Source organism: Methylocapsa sp. D3K7 (genome assembly GCF_029855125.1).
GTDB lineage: Bacteria > Pseudomonadota > Alphaproteobacteria > Rhizobiales > Beijerinckiaceae > Methylocapsa.
Genome location: NZ_CP123229.1, coordinates 3088484 through 3109394 on the forward strand (window position 1 = coordinate 3088484; position 20911 = coordinate 3109394).

Annotated in this window: 21 protein-coding genes; 14 read left to right on the forward strand and 7 right to left on the reverse strand. The window is 59.2% G+C overall.

The features are described from left to right. Positions 1 to 92: 92 nt before the first annotated feature. Entirely contained in the window at positions 93 to 1001 is a 909-nt protein-coding gene (locus tag QEV83_RS14615) for an alpha/beta hydrolase (RefSeq protein ID WP_280128431.1), read from the reverse strand. A 148-nt stretch (positions 1002 to 1149) separates the two neighbouring features. Between QEV83_RS14615 and QEV83_RS14620 the strand changes: the two genes are divergently transcribed. Further along, positions 1150 to 1536, forward strand: a complete 387-nt coding sequence (locus tag QEV83_RS14620) for a response regulator (protein ID WP_280128432.1) — start codon at positions 1150 to 1152, stop codon at positions 1534 to 1536. 5 nt (positions 1537 to 1541) lie between these two features. On the opposite strand, the gene QEV83_RS14625 is transcribed toward QEV83_RS14620, so the two are convergent. Beyond that, positions 1542 to 2597, reverse strand: a complete 1056-nt coding sequence (locus QEV83_RS14625) for an NAD(P)-dependent alcohol dehydrogenase (RefSeq protein WP_280128433.1) — start codon at positions 2595 to 2597, stop codon at positions 1542 to 1544. Positions 2598 to 2858: 261 nt separating this feature from the next. Then, on the reverse strand, positions 2859 to 5087 hold the full coding sequence (locus QEV83_RS14630) for a lytic transglycosylase domain-containing protein (RefSeq protein WP_280128434.1): 2229 nt from the start codon (positions 5085 to 5087) through the stop codon (positions 2859 to 2861). 301 nt (positions 5088 to 5388) lie between these two features. Between QEV83_RS14630 and dapA the strand changes: the two genes are divergently transcribed. From dapA to QEV83_RS14665, 7 genes are all read left to right on the forward strand, one after another. Then, positions 5389 to 6282 (forward strand): 4-hydroxy-tetrahydrodipicolinate synthase, encoded by an 894-nt coding sequence (gene dapA / locus QEV83_RS14635; protein ID WP_280131082.1) that lies wholly within the window; start codon positions 5389 to 5391, stop codon positions 6280 to 6282. Positions 6283 to 6310: 28 nt separating this feature from the next. Then, positions 6311 to 6787, forward strand: a complete 477-nt coding sequence (smpB, locus tag QEV83_RS14640; protein ID WP_280128435.1) for an SsrA-binding protein SmpB — start codon at positions 6311 to 6313, stop codon at positions 6785 to 6787. A 53-nt stretch (positions 6788 to 6840) separates the two neighbouring features. Beyond that, entirely contained in the window at positions 6841 to 7233 is a 393-nt protein-coding gene (locus tag QEV83_RS14645; protein WP_280128436.1) for a hypothetical protein, read from the forward strand. Between the two features lie 62 nt (positions 7234 to 7295). Further along, complete coding sequence (gene aroC, locus QEV83_RS14650; protein WP_280128437.1) at positions 7296 to 8414, forward strand: chorismate synthase; 1119 nt, start codon at positions 7296 to 7298, stop codon at positions 8412 to 8414. Positions 8415 to 8432: 18 nt separating this feature from the next. After that, a complete protein-coding gene (locus tag QEV83_RS14655; protein ID WP_280128438.1) occupies positions 8433 to 9539 on the forward strand; it encodes a nitronate monooxygenase in 1107 nt (368 codons plus the stop codon). An 82-nt stretch (positions 9540 to 9621) separates the two neighbouring features. Continuing rightward, complete coding sequence (gene ribB / locus QEV83_RS14660) at positions 9622 to 10911, forward strand: 3,4-dihydroxy-2-butanone-4-phosphate synthase (RefSeq protein ID WP_280128439.1); 1290 nt, start codon at positions 9622 to 9624, stop codon at positions 10909 to 10911. A 385-nt stretch (positions 10912 to 11296) separates the two neighbouring features. Continuing rightward, positions 11297 to 11728: a cupin domain-containing protein gene (locus tag QEV83_RS14665; protein WP_280128440.1), complete on the forward strand. Its 432-nt coding sequence runs from the start codon at positions 11297 to 11299 to the stop codon at positions 11726 to 11728. 210 nt (positions 11729 to 11938) lie between these two features. Here QEV83_RS14665 and QEV83_RS14670 read toward each other — a convergent pair whose 3' ends face one another. The 3 genes from QEV83_RS14670 to QEV83_RS14680 form a co-directional block, all read right to left on the reverse strand. Further along, positions 11939 to 12853, reverse strand: a complete 915-nt coding sequence (locus QEV83_RS14670; protein ID WP_280128441.1) for a hypothetical protein — start codon at positions 12851 to 12853, stop codon at positions 11939 to 11941. A gap of 160 nt (positions 12854 to 13013) precedes the next feature. Then, positions 13014 to 13466, reverse strand: coding sequence for a hypothetical protein (locus tag QEV83_RS14675; protein ID WP_280128442.1), 453 nt, complete (start codon positions 13464 to 13466; stop codon positions 13014 to 13016). A 304-nt stretch (positions 13467 to 13770) separates the two neighbouring features. Further along, on the reverse strand, positions 13771 to 14700 hold the full coding sequence (locus QEV83_RS14680) for a histone deacetylase family protein (RefSeq protein ID WP_280128443.1): 930 nt from the start codon (positions 14698 to 14700) through the stop codon (positions 13771 to 13773). A gap of 201 nt (positions 14701 to 14901) precedes the next feature. On the opposite strand from QEV83_RS14680, the gene QEV83_RS14685 reads away from it, so the two are divergent. Genes QEV83_RS14685 through QEV83_RS14695 form a run of 3 tightly spaced genes read left to right on the forward strand, consistent with a single transcriptional unit; the run spans position 14902 to position 17797 of the window. Beyond that, on the forward strand, positions 14902 to 15705 hold the full coding sequence (locus QEV83_RS14685; RefSeq protein ID WP_280128444.1) for a TOBE domain-containing protein: 804 nt from the start codon (positions 14902 to 14904) through the stop codon (positions 15703 to 15705). 50 nt (positions 15706 to 15755) lie between these two features. Then, positions 15756 to 16328 (forward strand): cob(I)yrinic acid a,c-diamide adenosyltransferase, encoded by a 573-nt coding sequence (gene cobO, locus QEV83_RS14690; protein WP_280131083.1) that lies wholly within the window; start codon positions 15756 to 15758, stop codon positions 16326 to 16328. Positions 16329 to 16354: 26 nt separating this feature from the next. Then, positions 16355 to 17797 carry a cobyric acid synthase gene (locus QEV83_RS14695; RefSeq protein ID WP_280128445.1) on the forward strand — a complete coding sequence of 481 codons (1443 nt, stop codon included), beginning with the start codon at positions 16355 to 16357 and terminating at the stop codon, positions 17795 to 17797. Here QEV83_RS14695 and cbiB read toward each other — a convergent pair. Continuing rightward, complete coding sequence (gene cbiB, locus QEV83_RS14700) at positions 17781 to 18758, reverse strand: adenosylcobinamide-phosphate synthase CbiB (RefSeq protein ID WP_280128446.1); 978 nt, start codon at positions 18756 to 18758, stop codon at positions 17781 to 17783. The genes QEV83_RS14695 and cbiB overlap by 17 nt on opposite strands. Between cbiB and cobD the strand changes: the two genes are divergently transcribed. The 3 genes from cobD (at position 18757) to QEV83_RS14715 (ending at position 20864) form a co-directional block, all read left to right on the forward strand. Beyond that, entirely contained in the window at positions 18757 to 19773 is a 1017-nt protein-coding gene (gene cobD, locus QEV83_RS14705) for a threonine-phosphate decarboxylase CobD (protein ID WP_280128447.1), read from the forward strand. The genes cbiB and cobD overlap by 2 nt on opposite strands. A 184-nt stretch (positions 19774 to 19957) precedes the next feature. Continuing rightward, positions 19958 to 20503 (forward strand): iron transporter, encoded by a 546-nt coding sequence (locus QEV83_RS14710; RefSeq protein ID WP_280128448.1) that lies wholly within the window; start codon positions 19958 to 19960, stop codon positions 20501 to 20503. Further along, a complete protein-coding gene (locus tag QEV83_RS14715) occupies positions 20493 to 20864 on the forward strand; it encodes a cupredoxin domain-containing protein (RefSeq protein ID WP_280128449.1) in 372 nt (123 codons plus the stop codon). The genes QEV83_RS14710 and QEV83_RS14715 overlap by 11 nt, the downstream gene beginning before the upstream one ends. Positions 20865 to 20911 lie beyond the last annotated feature (47 nt).

The following is a 20911-nucleotide window of genomic DNA, read 5'->3' on the forward strand; positions in this document are numbered from 1 at the left end:
AGAGTTGAAAGAGCGGTTGACTGGGGGACTGGGCGCTCGAACCCGCCATCCGTAAATTGCCCATCGAATCGAAAAATTGCTCACCTAAGCTATCACTCCGCTCTTGCTGGCGTGCGATCGATCTCGCCGACGAAAGCGCAGATACGGGCAATCGTTTCCTGATCCAGCAGCAGCGGTGCGTGGCCTTGACCCTTGACCGTATGGGTTTCTGCGCCTGGATGCCGCGCTTTCATTTCGTTGAGCGTTTCAACCGAAAGCAGATCGCTGTTGGCGCCTCTGAGGATAAGCAAAGGGATGCCGCGCAGTCCATCGAACTGAGGCCACATCGAAGGGAGGGGCTGTTCAAGGTCAAGGCCAATCAGTGTTTTCATCAAATTTTGATCGTAACGCGGACCGATGCGTCCGACGGCATCAGTGAACGTTATCTTGGCGTAAGTTTCCCAATCGGCCCGGCTGAGGCCGTTGAATCGCTCGCTCATCATTTCCTTTAGCAGATCAACGGCGTCCGGGATCGACCGCGGGGCCGGGAGTTTGCCGACATAGCCCCGGATGCGCGCCATTCCACGTGGCTCCAGGACAGGACCAATATCATTCAAAACCGCACCGCGAAGGACAGCAGGCCGGCTTGCTGAGAGCAGCATGGTATGAAGGCCGCCGCGTGATGTGCCGATGAAAATAGCGGCATCGATCTCGAGGGCGGTGAGGATCGATAACACGTCGCCGTTTTCGACAGCGAGGCTGTAATTCTTCCAGTCCGGGTCATAATCCGATAGACCGCGGCCGCGGTAATCGAGCGCCAGAACCCGCCGCTTTTCTCCGGCCTGTCCGGCGGCGAGGGCGCTTGCCAGAGGGCCAAAATCCGCTGAATTACGGGTGAGGCCAGCCAAGCAGACGATGGGGATGCCTGCCGCGAGCGGCGAGCCATAGTCACGCACGTGAAGGCGTAGACCATCGACCGCTGAAAAGAAGCGGCTTTCGAAAGGAAACTGCGGCAAACTCATTTCCTCATCCGGAGGCCCGCTCGCGTAACCGCGGACAGGGCGCAATCGACAGCAAAGATCGCCAAGAGCCCAAAGCGGCACCGCAATGCTTTGTTAATCAACTAATCAAAACACGGGAACTTCTGTCAAATGCTAATGTTACCTCCCCGTGACAGTCAAATCGCCCAGGCAGAGTTCCGGCCCTAACGATGTCGTTCTCGTTGTTGAGGATGAGCCATTCGTGCGACTGATGGGCGTCGACCTTCTTAAGGACGCGGGATTTGATGTTTTGCAGGCATGCAATGCGGACGAGGCGTTGCGGCTGCTTGAAACTCACCCCGAGGTGCGCGTTGTCTTTTCGGATGTCGAGATGCCGGGCTCCCTCGATGGGTTGGGACTTGCTCAGTGTATTTGCCAGCGCTGGCCGGAAATAGGAATCGTTCTCACGTCCGGCCATCGAATTCGCATCGATATGATGCCTCGTGACGGAACGTTCTTGATAAAACCATATGACGGCACCGTCCTAGTACGGACCATCGAAGAAATTATTCATTGATTTGCTCACGCCGTCTGCTTCAGCGAACTCATATCGATAGTAAACCGGTACTTGACGTCACTTCGTAACATACGCTCATAAGCTTCGTTGATTTTCTGGATCGGGATCACTTCTACATCGGCTGTGATATTGTGAGCCGCGCAAAAGTCGAGCATTTCCTGTGTCTCGGCAATGCCGCCGATCAGCGAGCCGGCAAAATTGCGGCGTTTGAAAATGAGACTGAAGATTTCGACCGACATGGGTTTTTCGGGTGCGCCGACTTGAGTCAGCGTGCCGTCCCGCTTCAAGAGATCGAGATAACGGCTGATCTCATGTGGGCCCGCAACCGTGTCGAGGATGAAGTCGAAGCTGCTGGCGTGCGCGGCCATCTCGCTGGGATTTTTTGAGATCACCACCTCATCGGCACCGAGCCGCTTGCCATCCTTCACCTTGCTCTCGGAGGTGGTGAACAGGACGGTGTGGGCACCGAACGCATGCGCGAATTTCACGCCCATGTGACCTAGGCCTCCGAGCCCGACGATGCCCACTTTCTGTCCGGCTCCCACCTTCCAATGACGCAGCGGGGAATAAGTGGTGATCCCGGCGCAAAGAAGCGGCGCCACACCCGCCAGATCAAGATTGCCGGGCACCCGCAGCACGAAAGCCTCGTCCACGACGATGGCATTGGAATAACCGCCGAACGTCGTGCCGCCAATAACGGTTTCTTTGCCGTTATAGGTCGGGTTGAACCCCTTTTCGCAATATTGCTCCAAACCTTCCCGGCAGGATGCGCAGGTGCGGCAGGAATCCACCATGCAGCCAACACCGGCGAGATCGCCCTGCTTGAAACGGGTTACCTCCGCGCCGGTTTTCGTCACCCGCCCGATGATTTCATGCCCCGGCAAACAGGGATAGACCGTGTTGTGCCATTCGTTACGCGCTTGATGGAGGTCGGAATGACAGACGCCGCAATAAAGAATCTCGATCTGAATGTCCTTCGGGCCGGGGTCCCGCCGGTTGAAGGAAAAAGGACCAAGTGTATCGTCCGCGCTTTGGGCGGCAAAGCCAGCACATACGAACAAGGGAAACTCCATTTTTGGGTCGCGAAAGCGGATCGCCGTGCAAAAGCATTCCCTGCCAGAAGGGCCAATAATGCAAGCGGCTAAGAGCCTGAATCGTGCGCAATGAGGCTGCGTGCGAGCTATATAATCGAGCTATATAATACGGCAGTGCCGCGAAATTTCGAGGGGTGCCGTGTTAACAAAACCGCGATCTTAAGCGCCGGGGCCGCCAAGCCCCGGCCGGCGCGGCGTGATCACTAAGCTTTAGCGGCGCAAGCGTTGCTAGAGTTTTGCCTGCGTGTTGAGCAGAGCCTCCGCAGGCGTTTGCTCCGACTCACCGAAGCGAACCTGATAGACGCCCAGATTTTCGATGACCCGCTGAACGTAATTGCGGGTTTCTGTGAACGGGATACGCTCCACCCAGTCAATGGGATCGACGCCAGGTTTGCGGGGATCCCCATAAGCGTCAACCCATTCCTTCACATGCTTGCCGCCGGCATTGTAGGCGGCGAATGTCAGGATGTAGGAGCCCTTCTGTTCGGCCAAGAGTTCTCCGAGATGGCGCGCCGCGAGTTGCGCGTTGAACGCTGCGTCGGTGAGAAGCCGCCTAGAGTCGAAGGCGACTCCGGCGCGCTCCGCTGTCCGTTTTGCCGTCGACAAAATCATCTGCATCAAACCCTTGGCGCCAGCTGATGACTCCGCCGTTGGGTCGAAGGCACTCTCCTGGCGCGCGATGGAATAAACAACCGATGACGCGGCGGAGTTCTGCAATGGCGTGAACGATGGCACGCCGTAGTCGGGGAACGCCAGCGCGTCGGCTGGCATGCCGCGCTGGTTGATGATTTTGCCGACACTGAGCGAAAGATGCGCATCGTGCTGTTTCGACACGAGACTTGCCAAGGCTGCCACTTGTCTTTCATCGGCGAGGTGACGGGCGGCTTCATAGACGAGCGGCGCGGCCAAGTCTTTTTCACTCGCGGTATAAAGCAGTTCGATCACCTTGATCGAATCTTCGCGTTCGTTACCCTTGGCCTCGTTGGCGATCGAGCGGATCGGCAATGAGGCAAGCCCGAGCTTTCCGCGCGCAAGCTGGCCATAGTAGGTCGCCGGATGACTTGCCGCCTGTTCGTAGAACGCATGAGCGCTGGCTGCGGCGCCCTCTCCCGTGGAAGCCTCGGCGGCGCGGCCTTGCCAATAGGCGGCGCGGGCACGTGACATTGGTGTTTCAGCGAGCTTGGCGAGCGTGCCAAAATGCATGGATGCGCGCACTGGGTCATTCAAGAATCGCAGCGCAATCCAGCCGGCATGAAATTCCGCCTCGATTTGCATTTCATGCGACATCGCGGAGTGCTCCGCGCAAATCTTATAGGCTGTCGCCGCGTCGTTTTGGTCAAGAAGCTTACGGGCGAGAAGCCGGCGTTCGACCCACCAATCGTCGCCGTCGATCAGGAGCGCGGGGTCACGCGGGGTGGCAAGCATAAGGTCCGCCGCCGCGCGAATCTTCTCGGCGTGGCGTAGCTTGTGGATCAATGCGAACTGGAATCCAGGGTCGGTTCTTAGCGACGCTGGCACCTTCGCGATGAGCTTGTCGCTTGGGGCTTCATCGTTGACCGCGGCTCTGGCCTTGACGAGCGCCAGCTCGTCCGGTCCGGCCAAAGATGCGGCGCGGAAGGCCGAAGCGGTTTGCTCCCTATAAAGCAGGCGATCGGCGCGGAATTTATGATCGGCCTTATCGAGATAGCTGCCGAAATCGCTTTTGATTTTGGCTTCAAGCTGAGGGTTGAGGTCGGCTTCGCGCCAGACCGAGCGGGCAAGGGCGGCCGCCTCGCTGGTCTTGCCATCGCTGGCCAGGGCGCGGGCGAGGGCAAGCTTGCCAGCCGGTGTCTCCGGATCGGTGCCGCTGAAAAAGCTTTTGATCAGTCCAACGCTTTTGCGGTCGCCGAAAAGCGCTTCCTCGCTGCGCCTTTTTAACCAGTCGAGGGCCGGCCATGCAGGATGTGCCTGCATGAAAGCTTGCGCCCGCTCAAACCCCGATTCGCGCGGAAAGTTTCGCAGCGCGACCCATTCCAGGGCCGTTTTAACGATCCTGTCGTTTGCTGCCGCGGCGGCGGCGTCCCCTTGCGCGAGATCGCCAGACTTATAAGCCGCGACCGCTGGGGCAAACCCGGTCATGTCATGAACTTGCTGAGGAACCGGTTCCAGCGGGAGCTGCCCGCTTTGTTGAGGGGCGCCAGAAAACGGGTTGGCGGGAGACATTGCGGCCGCGCCATTCTCCGTGCCCTTGGAGATTTGTGGCGCCTGGAACTCCTGTCGCGGAGAGAGTGGCGGCAGCGCAGGAGATAGAGCGGCGGACGAGAGGTTCTCAAGGGGTTGCGAAGGAAACTGCGCGTGCTGTCCGGCAATCCATCCAGCGGTGAGTGCGCAAAAGGCGACAGCGCCGATTCCGGGGAAACGCCCCATGAGAATTCGCGAGACGAGAAGGCGTCCGGGGAAATAATGCCTTGTCAGCATGGTTCATCCAATCTTACAAAGCAGCGCGAAAACGGAGAATTTTGAATGATTCTTCGTTAACAAACAGCAAACCGCGCCTGCCTCGCGCGAAGTCCTCCAAAGCGCTGGCCGGCCAAGACCGGCGTGCAATCAGCTGCGTGATCCTGGCAAAGAGCCCTTTCCGCCAGCTGGTTTAGTGTCTATGTCTTCGTCTTCGTTCCTTGGCGCTTTTGGGGCGCTTCGTGCGGGGTCCAATGCGGTACAGAGCCCGTGAATTAAGGCGTCACTTGGGCGGGATCTTCGGAAAGGCAAAACTGTGGCAATTGGGAGACAAACGGCTTTCAGGGGTTCGATCACCGCGCTCGTCACTCCGTTTGAAGATGGGAGCTTTGACGAAACCCGTTTCCGTGACTTGGTGGACTGGCAGATCGTCAGCGGCACACATGGACTTGTGCCGGTAGGAACGACGGGAGAGAGCCCCACGCTTTCGCATGAGGAGCATCGCAAGGTCATCACGGCCTGCATCGGCGAAGCCAAGGGGCGAGTGCCTGTCATTGCCGGGGCGGGCTCGAACAACACGCAAGAAGCCATCGAACTTGCGCGTTTCGCGGAGCAAGCCGGCGCTGATGGCCTCCTTGTCGTCACGCCCTATTACAACAAGCCGTCGCAGGAGGGTCTCTACCGCCATTTCAAGGCGGTGAATGATGCCGTCGGCATCCCCATCATCATTTACAATATCCCGCCGCGCTCGATCGTCGATATGGCCATCGACACGATGAAGCGGCTCTATGAATTGAAGAACATCGCGGGCGTCAAGGATGCGACCGGCAATCTTGCCCGCACCGCCTTGCAGCGCCAGGCGCTGGGGCCTGATTTCATCCAGCTTTCGGGCGAGGACATGACCGCGCTCGGGGTGATGGCGCATGGCGGCCATGGCTGCATTTCCGTGACCTCCAATGTCGCGCCGAAACTTTGCGCGCAAATGCAGGAGGCGTGCCTTGCCGGCGATTTCGCGGCGGCCTTGAAGCTGCAAGACCAATTGACCCCGTTGCACGCGGCTTTGTTCGTCGAACCCAATCCGGCGGGGCCGAAATATGCGGTCTCGGCTCTTGGCAAGATTTCCGGCGAAATACGGCTTCCCATGTTGGCGGCTTCAACGAGCGCGCAAGCCGCGATCAAGGCGGCGATGGTCCACGCGGGGCTCATTCATGCCTAACGCAGCAAACTTATGCGGGGTGTCCTAAGTGGCCCCAAAGCCAGAGCGAACGTATAAGGTTGCCGCGGACAACCGGCGCGCGCGCTACAATTATGAAATCGGCGAAACCTTTGAAGCGGGCTTGATGCTCACCGGCACCGAGGTGAAATCCTTGCGCACTGGCAAGGCCACCATCGCGGAAAGCTATGCGAGCGTCGATCGCGCGGGCGAGGTGTTTCTCGTCAATGCGAATATCCCGGAATATCTGCAGGCGAACCGTTTCAACCACGAGCCGAAACGTCCGCGCAAACTGCTGCTGAAAGCGCGCGAGATCGCCAAGCTTTCGCAGGGAACCGAGCGGCAAGGCATGACGATCGTGCCGCTCAAAATCTATTTCAACGAAAAGGGCAGGGCCAAAATCGAGATCGCGCTGGCGCGGGGAAAACAATTGCACGACAAGCGCGAGACCGAAAAAGCACGCGACTGGAACCGCGAAAAGGGCCGGCTGCTGAAGGAGAAGGGGTGAGGCGCTCGTTTGTGCCGTCGACGCATCCAGTCGTGAAATACCGAAGGGTGCACATGCACAATGCATTGTTCTTTGGAGAGAAATCGATGCAGCTGCCCAGTCTGAACTCCGTGATGCAGATCTTGATAAGTATCGCATCATTATTTGTCACTTCGGCTAGTCTTATATTTAGCTACACTATATGGTTTGAAAAGCGTAATGCAGATCTAGTGCAAATAGGTGTGAATGTTTTGAGGGTTGATCCAGACAAGGAAAAGCAGATTAGTGAGGCACGTGAATGGGCGCTTAACCTCATCGATGCTAATGCGGGCGGTGTGAAATTTTCTCCCGAGGCCCGGGCGCAACTGCTAAGGAAGCGTTTGGAAGTCACCGACGTCAGATGGGGTAATTTTGGTTGGGGCAGCGGCGATGCCCTACCCAACAATCCCGCTCAACCGTCCAAGTAATCACTTATAGGCTAAATTGCAGCCGAGCCCTTGCCACATCTAACATCGCGCAGCTGTCGCCCATGTCCCACAACACCTTCGGCCATCTCTTCCGCGTCACGACCTTTGGCGAAAGCCACGGGCCGGCGATCGGCTGCGTGGTCGATGGCTGCCCGCCCCTGATCCCGCTCGAAGCGGCTGAGATCCAGGTCTTCCTTGATCAGCGCCGCCCAGGCACTTCGCGCTTTACCACCCAGCGCCAAGAGGCCGATCAGGTCAAAATCCTTTCAGGCGTTTTTCAAGACGAAAAAACCAAACGGCAAGTAACGACCGGGGCGCCGATTGGGCTGTTGATCGAAAATACCGACCAGCGCTCGAAAGACTACGACGCCCTCAAGGACACCTACCGGCCCGGCCACGCCGATGTCACTTATGATGCGAAATACGGAATTCGCGACCACCGCGGCGGCGGCCGTTCCTCCGCCCGCGAAACTGCCATGCGTGTGGCGGCGGGCGCCATCGCCCGCAAAATCATCGCACCCGTACTGATACGCGGCGCCCTCGTGCAAATGGGCCCGCATGCCATTGATCGCGCCAACTGGGATTGGGACGAGGTCGGCAAAAATCCCTTCTTCTGTCCCGACGTTAAAGCGGCGGCGTTTTTCGAAACCTATCTCGATTCCATCCGCAAAGCTGGTTCCTCCATAGGCGCCGTCATCGAGATCGTCGCCGAACAGGTGCCGCCGGGGTGGGGGGCGCCCATCTATGGCAAACTCGACGCCGAGCTTGCCAGCGCCTTGATGTCCATCAACGCGGTCAAGGGCGTCGAGATTGGTGATGGTTTTGCCGCCGCCGCGCTGTTCGGCGAGGCCAATGCCGATGAGATCCGCCGTGGTAACGGCGACGTGCCGCTGTTTCTGTCGAACCATGCGGGTGGCATCCTCGGTGGAATTTCGACCGGCCAGCCGGTGGTCGCGCGCTTCGCGGTCAAGCCGACTTCGTCGATTTTGCAGCCACGCCGGACCGTCGATCGCTTTGGTGCAGAGACCGAGATCGCGACCAAGGGCCGCCATGACCCTTGCGTCGGAATCCGCGCCGTCCCGGTCGGCGAAGCGATGGTCGCCTGCGTCCTTGCCGACCAGTTCCTGCGCCATCGCGGCCAAACCGGAGAGGGTCCGAAATGGCCTTTTTCCGCGACATAAATGCGAATGGGGGACGGATTGGCTGAAGAGAAAGTTTCACGCCCGCATGGCGTTGCCTCTTCCGCCCGCGCGCGTGCCGAAAATTTTTGCGCAAGCTACGGGCTCGAACTTCCCATTCTGCTCGCGCCGATGGCCGGCGCATGCCCGGTGGAATTGAGCGCGGCTGTCGCCAATGCGGGAGGTATGGGTGCCATGGGCGCTCTATTGACGCCACCCGCAGGTATTGCGGAGTGGTCCGCCGCGTTCCGGCGTCAGAGCCATGGAAGCTTCCAACTCAATCTGTGGGTTCCTGATCCACCACCCTACCGGGACAGGGATGCCGAAGCCAAAGTCCGGCGTTTTTTGGCGGACTGGGGGCCTGAGGTTGCCCCGCAAGCAGGCGACGCGCGGGGACCGGATTTCGACGCCCAATGCGCGGCGCTGCTTGCCGCAAGGCCACGTGCCGTCTCGTCGATCATGGGCGTTTTCTCTCCTCAATTCGTAGCGGCACTCAAGGCGCAGGGAATTGCCTGGTTCGCCACCGCGACGACACTTTCCGAGGCGCTTTGCGCGCAGGAAGCAGGAGCGGACGCAATCATTGCCCAAGGTATCGAGGCTGGCGGGCATCGCGGTGCTTTTGACCAATCAGCAGCCGAGCACCAAGCCATCGGCCTCTTCGCCTTGCTGCCGCGTCTCGCCGACAGCCTGTCGGTTCCGGTCATCGCTGCCGGCGGTATCGGCAACGGACGCGGAATTGCCGCGGCACTCACACTCGGCGCCTGCGCCGTGCAAATGGGAACAGCCTTTCTCCGCTGCCCGGAAACCAAATTGAACCCCGCATGGGCCAATGCCCTGGCCGGACTGGAGCCGGAAGAAACGGTTCTGACCCGTGCGTTCAGCGGGCGTTTGGGGCGTGCGATTGCCAATGCTTATGTGCGCGCCGCCGATGGGCACGGCGCGCCGCCACCGGCGCCTTACCCTGTTCAGCGCGGGCTCACCCAAGCCATGCGGGACGACGCGCAGAGGGCCTGCGATAAAGAAAAACTCCAGGCTTGGACTGGGCAGTCTGCAAGTCTTGCGTGCGCTGAACCTGCGGCAGACTTCGTCCGCCGCTCTTGGCAGCAGGCCACCGCACTTCTCCCGTAAGGGGGCCGCGTTTGCTATTGCAAAACGGCACCACGTGCATAGTTTAGCCTTGCTAAACTAACCTATTTCCCGGGCAAAGATTTTGAAACTCCGCGACTGGCTCAAACGCAACAATTTCACCCGCGCGGATTTCGCGCGGCGAACCGGCCTCTCTAAGGGCTCCGTTTCGCAAATCTGCAATCAAAACACGGCTTGGGTCTCGCGTGAGACGGCGCAACTGATCCTGCGCGAGACAGGGGGCGCTGTCACGCCGAATGATTTTCTTGAATCCGGCGCTACCGAAGGGATTGTACCCATGTCTCATTCCGTCACGGAAGCGATTGAAGCCATCGCGCGCGGCGAAATCGTCATCGTTACCGATGATGACGATCGTGAAAATGAGGGTGATCTGGTTTGCGCGGCGTCGCTTTGCACGCCGGAAAAAATGGCCTTCATCATTCGCAACAGCTGCGGCATCGTCTGCGCGCCTGTGACCGCCGCCGACGCACGGCGCCTCAACCTCCAGCCGATGGTGGCGGCCAATGAGGCGCCCCTCGGCACCGCCTTCACCGTCTCGGTCGATGTCAGACACGGTTTGACCACCGGGATTTCGGCCGAGCAGCGCAGCAACACCGTTCGCGGCCTCGCAAATCGCAATATGGGCGTCGAAGATTTCGTCCGCCCTGGCCATGTGTTTCCGCTGATCGCGCGGGAGGGCGGCGTCCTCATGCGCTCGGGACATACCGAGGCGGCGGTCGATCTTTGCAATCTCGCGGGACTGCCGCCTGTCGGCGTGATCTGCGAGCTTGCCAATGACGACGGCACCGTCATGGCGGGTCCGCAAATCGAGGCATTCGCGGCAAAGCACGAACTCAAACGGATATCGGTCGCGGATCTAATCGCGCACCGGCAGGCGCGAGAGAAAATCGTCGAGCGCGTCAAAACCTTCAAGGTGACGGGCACCAGCGGTCCGCTCACCGGCTATGCCTATGTCACGCCCTATGACGCCGTCCAGCATTTCGCCTTTGTCCAAGGCGAGATCGGCGATGGCCGTGATATTCCGGCAAGGTTGCATCGTGTCGATATCATCACCGATGTCATTTCTGGCGGCGACAGTATTCGCAAAACGCTCGCGGCGTTCGCGAAGAACGGCCGAGGTGTCTTCATCTTCTTGCGCGACGGCACGGCGGGCGTTCCAGTCAGCATCGCTGATACGGAAAAACACGATTCTGAAACGAAGCGGATCCAAGAATGGCGTGAAATCGGTCTCGGTGCCCAGATCCTGCGAGATCTTGGCATCTCCTCAATTCGCCTGCGAACGTCGCGGCCGATGACTTATGTCGGCCTGTCCGGCTTTGGCATCGAAATCACCGCCTGCGAGGGATTGGAGTAAAATCTTGTCCAGAAGGTTACAAGCCGCTCGCAGATATGTGTCGGCCTAGCTCGCTCACGCACCACGATGTGCGAGATAAAACAACAGGATCCCAAGAAGAACGGCGACGACGAAAATCTTGATGAGGTCAATGCGTGTTGTCATCAGTAAAGCTCCAGTCTTCGTAAGACGGTGTCTATGCGGTCAACTGATCGATAGGCAGAGGCTACTCGGGTTTTTTACGACTTCAAGGATAATGTTGCGCCGGAGATTGCCGTACAGACGGCGTCTTTGCTTTAGCCGTTCACATTGATATGAATTACGCGTTGACGTCATTAGAAAGCAGTCATATCGCTTGCGAGACCCGTGCGGTGCCGCCGGGCGAGTTCGTCATCAGGAGGCAGCCGTGAGCTCAGCCTATGTCGTTTCCACCCAAAATCTTCCGCGCGCGCATGTCGGCGGAGTCGATGACCCTGCGGTCCGCTGGGCTGGCGCATTCGCCACCTATGGCGGACATGGTGCGACCCAATCCTCCACCATCGTGTACGAAATCGAGCCGGGCGGGCGGCTCGGCTGGCATACCGACGCCACCGAGGAGACGCAGTATATCCTTTCCGGTGCTGGCGAACTTCGCTTGGAAGATGGCACCATCCATGCGGTCGGACCTGGCAGCGTGTTCGTTCTCCCGACGCCGTTACGTCATGACCTCGCCAACACGGGCAAGGACACCTTGCGGGCAGTCGCTTTTTTCGCGGCGCCCATGTTCACCCAGCAGTTCGACAATGCGATGCTGGCGCCCAACGTTCATGTGCTTGGGACCCCGAATCGGGAGGGTTAAGCATCCCGGGCGAATGCTCCGTGGCCAAGGCGGGCGGCCGTTGAGGTCCTTAGTGCCGGCGCAAATCGCCGGGCATGATGCCAATAACCGCAAGGAGTGGCGCGAGACCGGCGCCCAGTTCCTTGCGGTTTTCCCTTCACTCGCTCCGCCAGCTTTCATCGCGGCGGTTTTGGCATCCAAGTTCTACAGAGTGCAGGCAGGCTCAAGAACTTATTGTCCGGCCAGGAAATTGACGGTCAAAGTTTGGCCGCTCAAGCAAGCAGTGTTCGGCTGATATTGGTTCTCGGGAGGATCGAACATTGGATAAAAATACGCATTGAGGCAATTGGCAGAACCCTGACATATCGCATTCGGGTTGCCGCACATGCTGGGATAGTTTGCCGTCCCATATTTGGTGCTGGCTGGCCCTTGACACGTATAAATCGTATTGCCATTGCAGGCGACCGACACTGGAAGATTGTACGCGGCACCGCCGGTCCCCGCGCATTGGTTTGCCTTCCATAATGTGTCGGTGCACGTCGATGGAATGACACTTATATCAAACCAGACACAGTTTCCCTTATTGAAGCAGCCCGGATTGCTGGCGGGTTCAAAGTTTGTTTCGACCATGGTTTGATGATTGACTTGGGCATTGAAACAATCCGCCGGAACTTGCGTCAACGAGGCGCAAAAACGCGAAGCGACTCCATTGCTTGTCACGTTGGCGATGCACGTAGCTCCGCTGGCAATTATTGCCCCCGTACCCGACTTGGTGCAGCCATTGCCCCATGAAATGGGTCCTGGATTGTGATCGATCGTCGTGAAGCCAACAAAAATCGGGACGTTGCGGCTGTTTACGATGTTCACGAGACCGCTGGCGCCGCCGAGAATTGGCGGGTTGCAAGCTTTTACGGCAACCGCTTTGATCTGCGGATCGGTGATCGCAAAAGTCTTTCCTGTCTTTGGATCGCCCAATTGAGGTTCGCCCAGCCCGCCGCTGGGACAGATTAAAGTCAAATTCGGATTTATCCCTGTCGCGAAGGCCGGGCTTAGCCACAAGCTGGCAATTCCGGCAAGCAAACACATCGCGGCGGCCACCGGCCAGCCTGGACGGCGATCAATTCCACTCCCCATTCGCATTGGCATGTGATTCGTTTCCCAGTTGGCTCTCACAAACCGGTGCTTATCTGGGCGGAGAGCAGAAACCGGGACGTGAACTAACAGCCGGGGCTTTCGCGAAACATATGCGGATATTTTATATCAGGGCACGGAAGCAATGCCCGGAGGCAGACGGGTCGGCTTGCCGTCAATCGCCAGACCCATAGTAGCCGCCGAAGAACGGCGTTCCAACGCCATCCTCAGGGTTGAAGACGCCGTAGCGGTAGCCTTGGTTCGTCGGAATCCAATCATAGTAGCGCGAGGCGTCAGCGGCGATCGCGAAAAGAACCGGGTTGTCCCACGGCGGACGCGGATGCGTCGCGCGATAGCGCGCGGCCCCGATGCGATAACGGACCGGCAGCGGATAAAAACCATACCCACTGTCCGGGTCGCCAACGAGGTCGATCATGTGGCCTTTTCGTCCGGTCGTGTAGAGGGCTCGTTCTCCGTGCCCGACGCTGCGGATATAGGTCCGGTGAGAGGGGCCCCTGGCATGCCGGTAAGCGGCAGTTCCCTTGTGCGGTGTAGATGCTTGCGCGGCCGGTGCAAAAGCAAACGCTGAGGCGATCGCGAGAACTCCAATTGTCCAGTCCCGGCGCATCGCCAAATCCCCACAGCTGCCGCGTCAGAGTCGACGCTTTCCTTAGATGGGACATCTAGCCTCGTATTTCCACATGTATTTCGGTTCTGGCATCGGAATGGCCGTGAACAATGCGTCGCGGACTCGCGCAATCGCCGCTCGTCATCCCGGCGGCCGAAAATACAGCTTTTGCGCAGAACACCACTTCGTTCAGATGCCGAAAAATGTATGAGGCGGTGCAGCCTTGGAGCAGCGCAATCGTACCAAAACGTTTCACGTGAAACGTTTTGGTACGATTTGGACATGGTTTCGGTCAAAAACCTCTTCATGCCTCCATTAGCGCTGCGACATGCGCGGCGGCGGAGAGACCGAGGCCTTGGAGATCATAGCCGCCTTCGAGAATCGAGACGATACGGCCCTTGGCGTGTTTTGCCGCGATCTCGATGAGCCGGGCGGTGATCCAGGCGAAATCCGCTTCGCCGAGATCAAGGCCGCCCAGCGGATCGCGGCGATGCGCGTCGAAGCCCGCCGAGATGACAATCAAATCCGGACAAAACGCATCGATGCGCGGCAGCAGCGCCAGTTCCATGGCTTCCTTGAATATCTCGCCATTGCTGCCGGGAAGGAGCGGTGCATTGACGATATTGTCGTGCTCACCGCATTCGTCGCGCCCGCCCGTGCCAGGGAATAGCGGCATTTGATGCGACGAGGCATAGAGCACCGAGGCGTCGGACCAGAAAATCTCCTGTGTCCCATTGCCGTGATGGACGTCGAAATCGAGGATCGCCACCCGCTCGGCGCCGTGGACGGCTTGGGCGTGACGGGCGGCAATCGCCGCGGTGTTGAAGAAGCAAAACCCCATCGGCGATGCGGTCCCGGCGTGATGGCCCGGGGGGCGCATTGCGACGAAGGCGTTTTGAACGGCTCCTTGCATGACGTCATCGACCGCCGATGTGACGCCGCCGACGCAATGCGCGATTGCGGCAAAGCTTTTTGTGCTCATTGGCGTATCGGCGTCGAGATAGATTCGTCCTCGCGCGGGGGAGGCCGATTCGATCGCATCGACATAATCTGCGGGGTGCACCCGCAAGACGGCGGCGCGATTGATTCCGGGGGCCTCCGCCCGCCGCAGCGGCGCGAAGCGCGGCTCATTGAGGGCTTCCATGATCGCGCGGATGCGGTCCGGGCGTTCGGGATGACCAGTTCCGGTGTCGTGATCAAGACACGCGGGGTGGCTCAAAAGAAGCGTTGTCAAAATCGAAAAATCCGTAGGTTTGCCTCCCTGCCTCATCCATTATGGGTTTGGAAGGCCTGCGTCCATAGGCGCTCGGCCGCCCATTCGGCAAAGGCCGCGCCAGCAGGTAAAAGGATAACTATCAACCTGCATCAACATATCGCATATTGGGAATGCCGGTGGAAAAAATGCCGGGAACCGGCCAGATTTAGGGAGGGCAAATTGGCGCGGAGTTCACCCGGAGAGATAGATAGCTTGCTGGCATGGCGTGCCGGCGGCCGGCTGCTGATCGGGCGCGAGCGCATCGCCCTGCTCGAATCCGTGGTGGAGCACAAGAGCATCACCAAGGCGGCGGAGGTTACGGGCTTCAGCTACAAGACGGCGTGGGACGCAGTCAATGCGATCAACAATCTGCTGCCGCGTCCGGCCTTCATCACCCGTACAGGCGGCTCGCATGGCGGCGGCGCCGAAGTGACGATTGAAGGACGGCGGTTGATCGCCGCCTTCCGCCGTCTCGAGGAAAAACTCGGACATATCTCGACGGCGATCGCTGAAGAAGGCTTGGAGCACGAGCGTGACTTGCTCTTTTTGGGCATCGGCCTCAAACTCAGCCTCCGCAACGCGTTATTTTGCGAGGTCGTCAAAATCACTCCGGCGACGATCAATAACGAGGTCAAGCTTGAAGTCTCGCCCGGCGTTATGATCACAACCGCCGTCACCAATGCGAGCGTGAAGGCTCTCGGACTCACGATTGGCCGAGGCTGCATCGCCATGGTCGATGCGTCTTCGGTGATGCTGGCGCCCCGTGGCGAGGCGTTACGCATCTCGGCACGCAACAGAATCGCCGGAAAAATCATTAGCCGCATCGACGATGGTGCCGATAGCGAGGTCACCATCGATATTGGTGAGGGAAAAACCCTCGTGGCCGTGATCACCAGCGAAGGCGCCGATGCCGCCGAAGTGGCGGCTGGCGCGGAGGTTACCGCGCTCTTCAAGACCTCGCATGTCATTCTTGCAAGCGATTGAAAGGAAGAACCGGCGTGCTGGACGACGAAGCTCTTCGCCACAAGCAAAAAATGGAAAAGCGCAAGGCCGCGCAGGATGCCGAGGTCGCCGCCAAGACCATCACCCAAAAAGGCCTCCTTATCGTCCATACCGGCAAGGGCAAGGGGAAATCGACGGCGGCCTTGGGGCTTTTGCTGCGCGCGCTTGGGCATGATTGGCCTTGCGGCGTCGTGCAATTCATCAAGGGCGCATGGGATACCGGCGAGCGACGGGCTTTGAACCGGTTTTCCGATCTTTTGTCCTGGCACACGATGGGCGAAGGATTTACGTGGGAGACGCAAGATCGCGCGCGGGATATGGCGGCAGCGGCGGCGGCTTGGTCGAAGGCGCAAGACCTCATCGCCGATCCCAAGCTAAAACTTGTTGTCCTCGATGAATTGAACGTGGCGTTGCGCTACGAGTATTTGCCTCTCGATAAGGTGATCGCGGTGTTGCGGTCCCGCAGACCAGCGCTTCACATCGTCGTGACCGGCCGCAATGCAAAGCCCGAAATGCTGGAAGTGGCGGACCTTGTGACCGAGATGAGTCTCGTTAAGCATCATTTCGAGGCTGGCGTGAAGGCGCAAGAGGGGATCGAGTTCTGAACGTCGCGCGGCGGGCCAAAAGTCTGATGCTGCAAGGCACTGGCTCCGGAGTTGGCAAATCGCTGATTGTCGCCGGTCTCTGCCGCGCCTATCGCAATCGCGGGCTCACTGTCCGCCCATTCAAGCCGCAGAACATGTCGAACAATGCTGCCGTTACGCCGGACGGCGGCGAAATCGGCCGGGCCCAGGCAACGCAGGCACGGGCCTGCGGGGTGCCCGCAAGCATCGACATGAATCCTGTCCTGTTGAAACCGCACAGCGAACATGGCGCCCAAATCGTTTTACGCGGCAAGGTCATTGGCCAGGCTCGGGCGTGCGATTACCAGGAGCTCAAACCAAAACTTCTTCCGGCCGTGCTCGACAGTTTCTCAACGCTGTGTGGGAATCCTGACCTGGTCCTCGTGGAAGGCGCCGGCAGCGCGTCGGAAATCAATTTGCGCGCGAACGACATCGCCAACATGGGCTTTGCCCGCGCCGCCAATGTGCCGGTGATTTTGATGGGTGACATCGATCGCGGCGGTGTCATCGCTCAGATCGTTGGGACCAAGACGGTGATCGATCCGGCCGATGCGGAATTGATCAAAGGGTTTTTGGTGAACAAGTTTCGCGGCGATTCCTCTTTGTTTGCCGATGGCATGCGAAGGATTGAGGAATTTACAGGTTGGCCCAGCCTTGGGCTGATTCCGTTTTGTGCCACAGCCGCCCATTTGCCGGAGGAGGATTCGCAGGGCCTTCCCATTGGCAAGCCCCGCGGAGACGGCAAGATCACGATCGCTGTCCCAGTTTTGCCTGGCATCGCCAATTTCGACGATCTCGATCCGCTGGTGCTAGAAAGTGATGTCCGTCTCGTGATGGTGCGACGTGGCGAAACTTTGCCAGCTGAGGCGGCGATTGTCATTCTGCCTGGCTCGAAAACGACGCTAGCCGATCTTGCGTGTTTCCTGGGCGAGGGCTGGGGCATCGATCTTCGCGCGCATCTGCGGCGCGGCGGCCATGTGCTCGGCCTTTGCGGCGGCTATCAGATGCTTGGCAAAGTCATTCGCGATCTCGGAGGCATCGAAGGTCCTCCTGGCGAGATGCCAGGGCTTGGCCTGCTCGACATCGAGACGGATCTCTTGGGCGACAAATTGCTGGCGCCCGTACAAGGAAAAGACGCGCGCACCAGCGCCCCTTTCACCGGCTATGAAATGCATATTGGCCGCAGTTTTGGGCCGGATTGCGGGCGGCCTTTGTTGCATTTTAGCGATGGACGCAAGGATGGCGCAGTGTCCGCCAACGGTTTGGTGAGCGGCTGCTATGTGCATGGGCTTTTCACGGACGCCGGGCAACGAAGCGCTCTCCTCGCCCGCCTTGGCGGCAAAGGGTCCGGCGTCTCCTATGAAGAGACTCTGGAGGCGGCGCTCGACGCCGTCGCTGCGCATCTTGAAACGCATCTCGACCTCGATCGTCTTCTCACGCTTGCAAGATAAGAATTGCCGTCAGCGCCAGGGCGATCCAATGGACGGTGCAGGCACTTCGATAGAGAACGAGCGCGCGCCTTATGTCTTGGGTGCAAGGCGCTTTGCCTGAACCGATCCAGGCATCGTCAACCGTCGTTCCCGCATAGGCACGCGGGCCGCCAAGCCGCAAGCCGAGAGCGCCGGCGAACGCCGCCTCGGGCCAGCCGGCGTTGGGGGAAGGGTGCCCGCGCGCGTCGCGCCGCACGACACGCCAGGCTGTTTTGGGCGAAGTGCCTGGGACGATCCGTGCCGCGATGACGACCCACAAGGCGGAGAGCCGCGCTGGAACAAAATTGACGAGATCGTCAAGTTTCGCGGCGGCAAAACCGAAGGCCGCGTACCGCGGCGTCCGGTGGCCGATCATGCTGTCGGCGGTGTTGATGGCCTTGTAGCAAACACCGCCCGGAAGGCCGCCGAGTGCGAGCCAGAACACGGGCGCCACGATACCGTCGGAGAAATTTTCGGCGAGGCTCTCGATCGCCGCGTGGGCGACGTCAGCCTCATCGAGGCACGCGACATCGCGGCCGACGATTTTAGCTGCCGCCACGCGGCCTTCGTCCAATCCTATGGCGAGCGCCTCGGCGACGGCCAGGACATGTGCGTCGAGACTTCGTTGTGCGATGAGGCTGGAGGCGGCAAGTGCCATGAGAGCCAAGCCGGCCGCGGGAGGGAGCCTCGCAAGCGCAAGGTGGAAAAGGGTGGCGGCACTCCAAGCGAGTGCTAAAAGCAAGGCGAGCGCCACCACTCCCATTGTCCGCCGGTACGCAAAGGAGCGATCCGTATGGTTCAAGCGCCGGTCGCCGAGCGCGACCAGACAACCGATCCAAGTGACCGGATGACCGATCGCGCGAAACAGCCAGGGCGGATAGCCAAGGCCCGCCTCGAGGGTGGCCGCGAGGGCCGCGAGCGTCAAATTTGCGGCCAAATCCATGGGTGAGACGTCCGTTCAAAGCTTTGAAATGCCCGCGCATGGCGGCAACCTCTTTGCCGCGCGACAAGCCTATCCGCAAGCCCCAGAACCCTGGCTCGATCTTTCGACCGGTATCAACCCCTATCCCTATCCGTTCGCCAATCCGCCACCGGAAAGTTTTGCGCGATTGCCGGAACAGGAGGCGATTCGCTCGCTCGAAGCGGCGGCCGCAAGAGCCTACCGCACCCCCATGACCGCCGAGACGATTGCCGCGCCGGGCAGCCAGGCGATCATCAATTGGCTGCCCCATCTCGTGCCCGCAAAGTGGGTTGGAATCCTGGGATTTACCTATTGCGAATATGCGGCACGCTGGGCCGCGGCCGGAGCCAAAGTGACAATTGCCCGCGACCTCGCGGAACTCGAACGGCAGGATGTTGTGATCATCGTCAATCCCAACAATCCCGACGGCAGACTTGTCGCGGCGGCGGATCTCCATGCACTCGCGACGGCGCTCGCTGGGAGTGGCGGCTTGTTGGTTGTCGATGAAGCCTTTGTCGATTTTCTTGAACCAGGCGCCAGTGCCGTTCCGGGGATGCCGGAACAAGGGATGATTGTGTTGCGCTCCTTCGGCAAGGCTTATGGCTTGCCCGGGCTCCGGCTCGGTTTCGCGGCCGGGCCGAAAGCTCTCGCGGAGAAACTTCGTGCCGCGTTCGGTCCCTGGCCGGTCTCGGGCGTGGCCATCGCGATCGGTTCAAAAGCCTTACTCGATCGTGCCTGGCTCGCGGACGCGTCGATGCGCCTCATGGCACAGGGCTTGGCGCTCGACAACATACTGGCAGCGGCCGGTTTTTCAGTGGCTGGCAGCAATGCGCTCTTCCGGCTTGCGTGTCACAATGACGCGCAAGTTTGGTTCGATCATCTGGCGAGAAATGGCATATTGGTACGGCGTTTCACAGCGCATCCGGATTGGCTGCGCTTTGGTATCGCAGGCTCCGATATTGACATCTCCCGGCTATCTCGTGCACTCAAAAAGTAGCAAACCGGCAAACAGTAGAAACAACTAGCTTGAAATACTTCTAAATTGACATTTTTAAAATGATTGTAAAACATCGGTCTACATAGTCACGTGGTTTTCAATATAAAAGTTACGATTTGTCTGGTATAGTTATCGATTATTGAGCTAAGGTCTGGGTTTCATCGGCGCATTGCGGGAAAACAAAATGGCGCGGCTTGGGTTTACTTTGGTTCTTGCCGCGAGCGTATTGGCAATCGCCGGTGCTGCCACGGCCAAGGAATATCCCGTTGGTGCATCGCAGGAAAAAAACGGGATGGAGATTGGCGCGGTCTATCTGCAGCCGATCGAAATGGATCCCCCCGGCGTCATGCGGCCGGCCGCTGAATCCGACGTGCATCTTGAATCCGATATCAAGGCGGCTAAGGACAACAAGAACGGTTTCGCGGACGGCGAATGGATTCCCTATCTCACGGTCGCCTATGAGCTGACGAAGCTTGATGACAAACAGACTCAGAAAGGCGACTTCATGCCGATGGTCGCCAATGACGGCCCCCACTATGGCGACAACGTTAAAATGATGGGGCCTGGCAAATACAAGCTCATTCTCACGATCGCGCCGCCGGATGCGAATGGGCACGCCCATTTCGGCCGCCATGTCGACAAGGAAACCGGCGTTGCTCCTTGGTTCAAGACCTTCGCCGTCGAATTTGAGTTCACTTATGCTGGAATAGGAAAAAAAGGTGCGTATTGAAGTGGGTGTCAGGGGTTGGTTGTTGGGGGGCGTGGCGGCAATTTTGGTGGCGGCCATCCTTCTCGCATGCGGTCCGGTGGCTCCGCGGGCGGAGGAAGAGCAAGTTTTCCGGATCGAGTTCAAGGATGGCGTGGTCGTTCCGCAGCGTCTTGAAGTGCCAGCCAACCGGCAGTTCCGGCTGCATCTGATCAATGCGGGCGAAACGCCGGCCGAATTCGAAAGCAACGAACTGCGCAAGGAAAAGGTGCTTGCGCCGAAGTCGAGTTCGATGCTTGTGTTCCGGACGCTTGACCCTGGCGAATATGCTTTTTTCGATGATTTTCATCCCGATGCGCCAAAGGCGGTGCTGGTCGCGAAATAAGTCTCGCGAGAGACATTCCCCGGGAGCGCTCATTGCGGTTGGAGAGC

Excerpts from the sequence above, each read along its gene's own strand:
- QEV83_RS14615 (WP_280128431.1), bottom strand. The coding sequence starts at position 1,001 with ATGAGTTTGCCGCAGTTTCCTTTCGAAAGCCGCTTCTTTTCAGCGGTC.
- QEV83_RS14630 (WP_280128434.1), bottom strand. The coding sequence starts at position 5,087 with ATGCTGACAAGGCATTATTTCCCCGGACGCCTTCTCGTCTCGCGAATT.
- QEV83_RS14645 (WP_280128436.1), top strand. The coding sequence starts at position 6,841 with ATGCACAATGCATTGTTCTTTGGAGAGAAATCGATGCAGCTGCCCAGT.
- aroC (WP_280128437.1), top strand. The coding sequence starts at position 7,296 with ATGTCCCACAACACCTTCGGCCATCTCTTCCGCGTCACGACCTTTGGC.
- QEV83_RS14670 (WP_280128441.1), bottom strand. The coding sequence starts at position 12,853 with ATGCCAATGCGAATGGGGAGTGGAATTGATCGCCGTCCAGGCTGGCCG.
- QEV83_RS14675 (WP_280128442.1), bottom strand. The coding sequence starts at position 13,466 with ATGCGCCGGGACTGGACAATTGGAGTTCTCGCGATCGCCTCAGCGTTT.
- cobO (WP_280131083.1), top strand. The coding sequence starts at position 15,756 with ATGGAAAAGCGCAAGGCCGCGCAGGATGCCGAGGTCGCCGCCAAGACC.
- QEV83_RS14695 (WP_280128445.1), top strand. The coding sequence starts at position 16,355 with ATGCTGCAAGGCACTGGCTCCGGAGTTGGCAAATCGCTGATTGTCGCC.
- cobD (WP_280128447.1), top strand. The coding sequence starts at position 18,757 with ATGGGTGAGACGTCCGTTCAAAGCTTTGAAATGCCCGCGCATGGCGGC.
- cbiB (WP_280128446.1), bottom strand. The coding sequence starts at position 18,758 with ATGGATTTGGCCGCAAATTTGACGCTCGCGGCCCTCGCGGCCACCCTC.
- QEV83_RS14710 (WP_280128448.1), top strand. The coding sequence starts at position 19,958 with ATGGCGCGGCTTGGGTTTACTTTGGTTCTTGCCGCGAGCGTATTGGCA.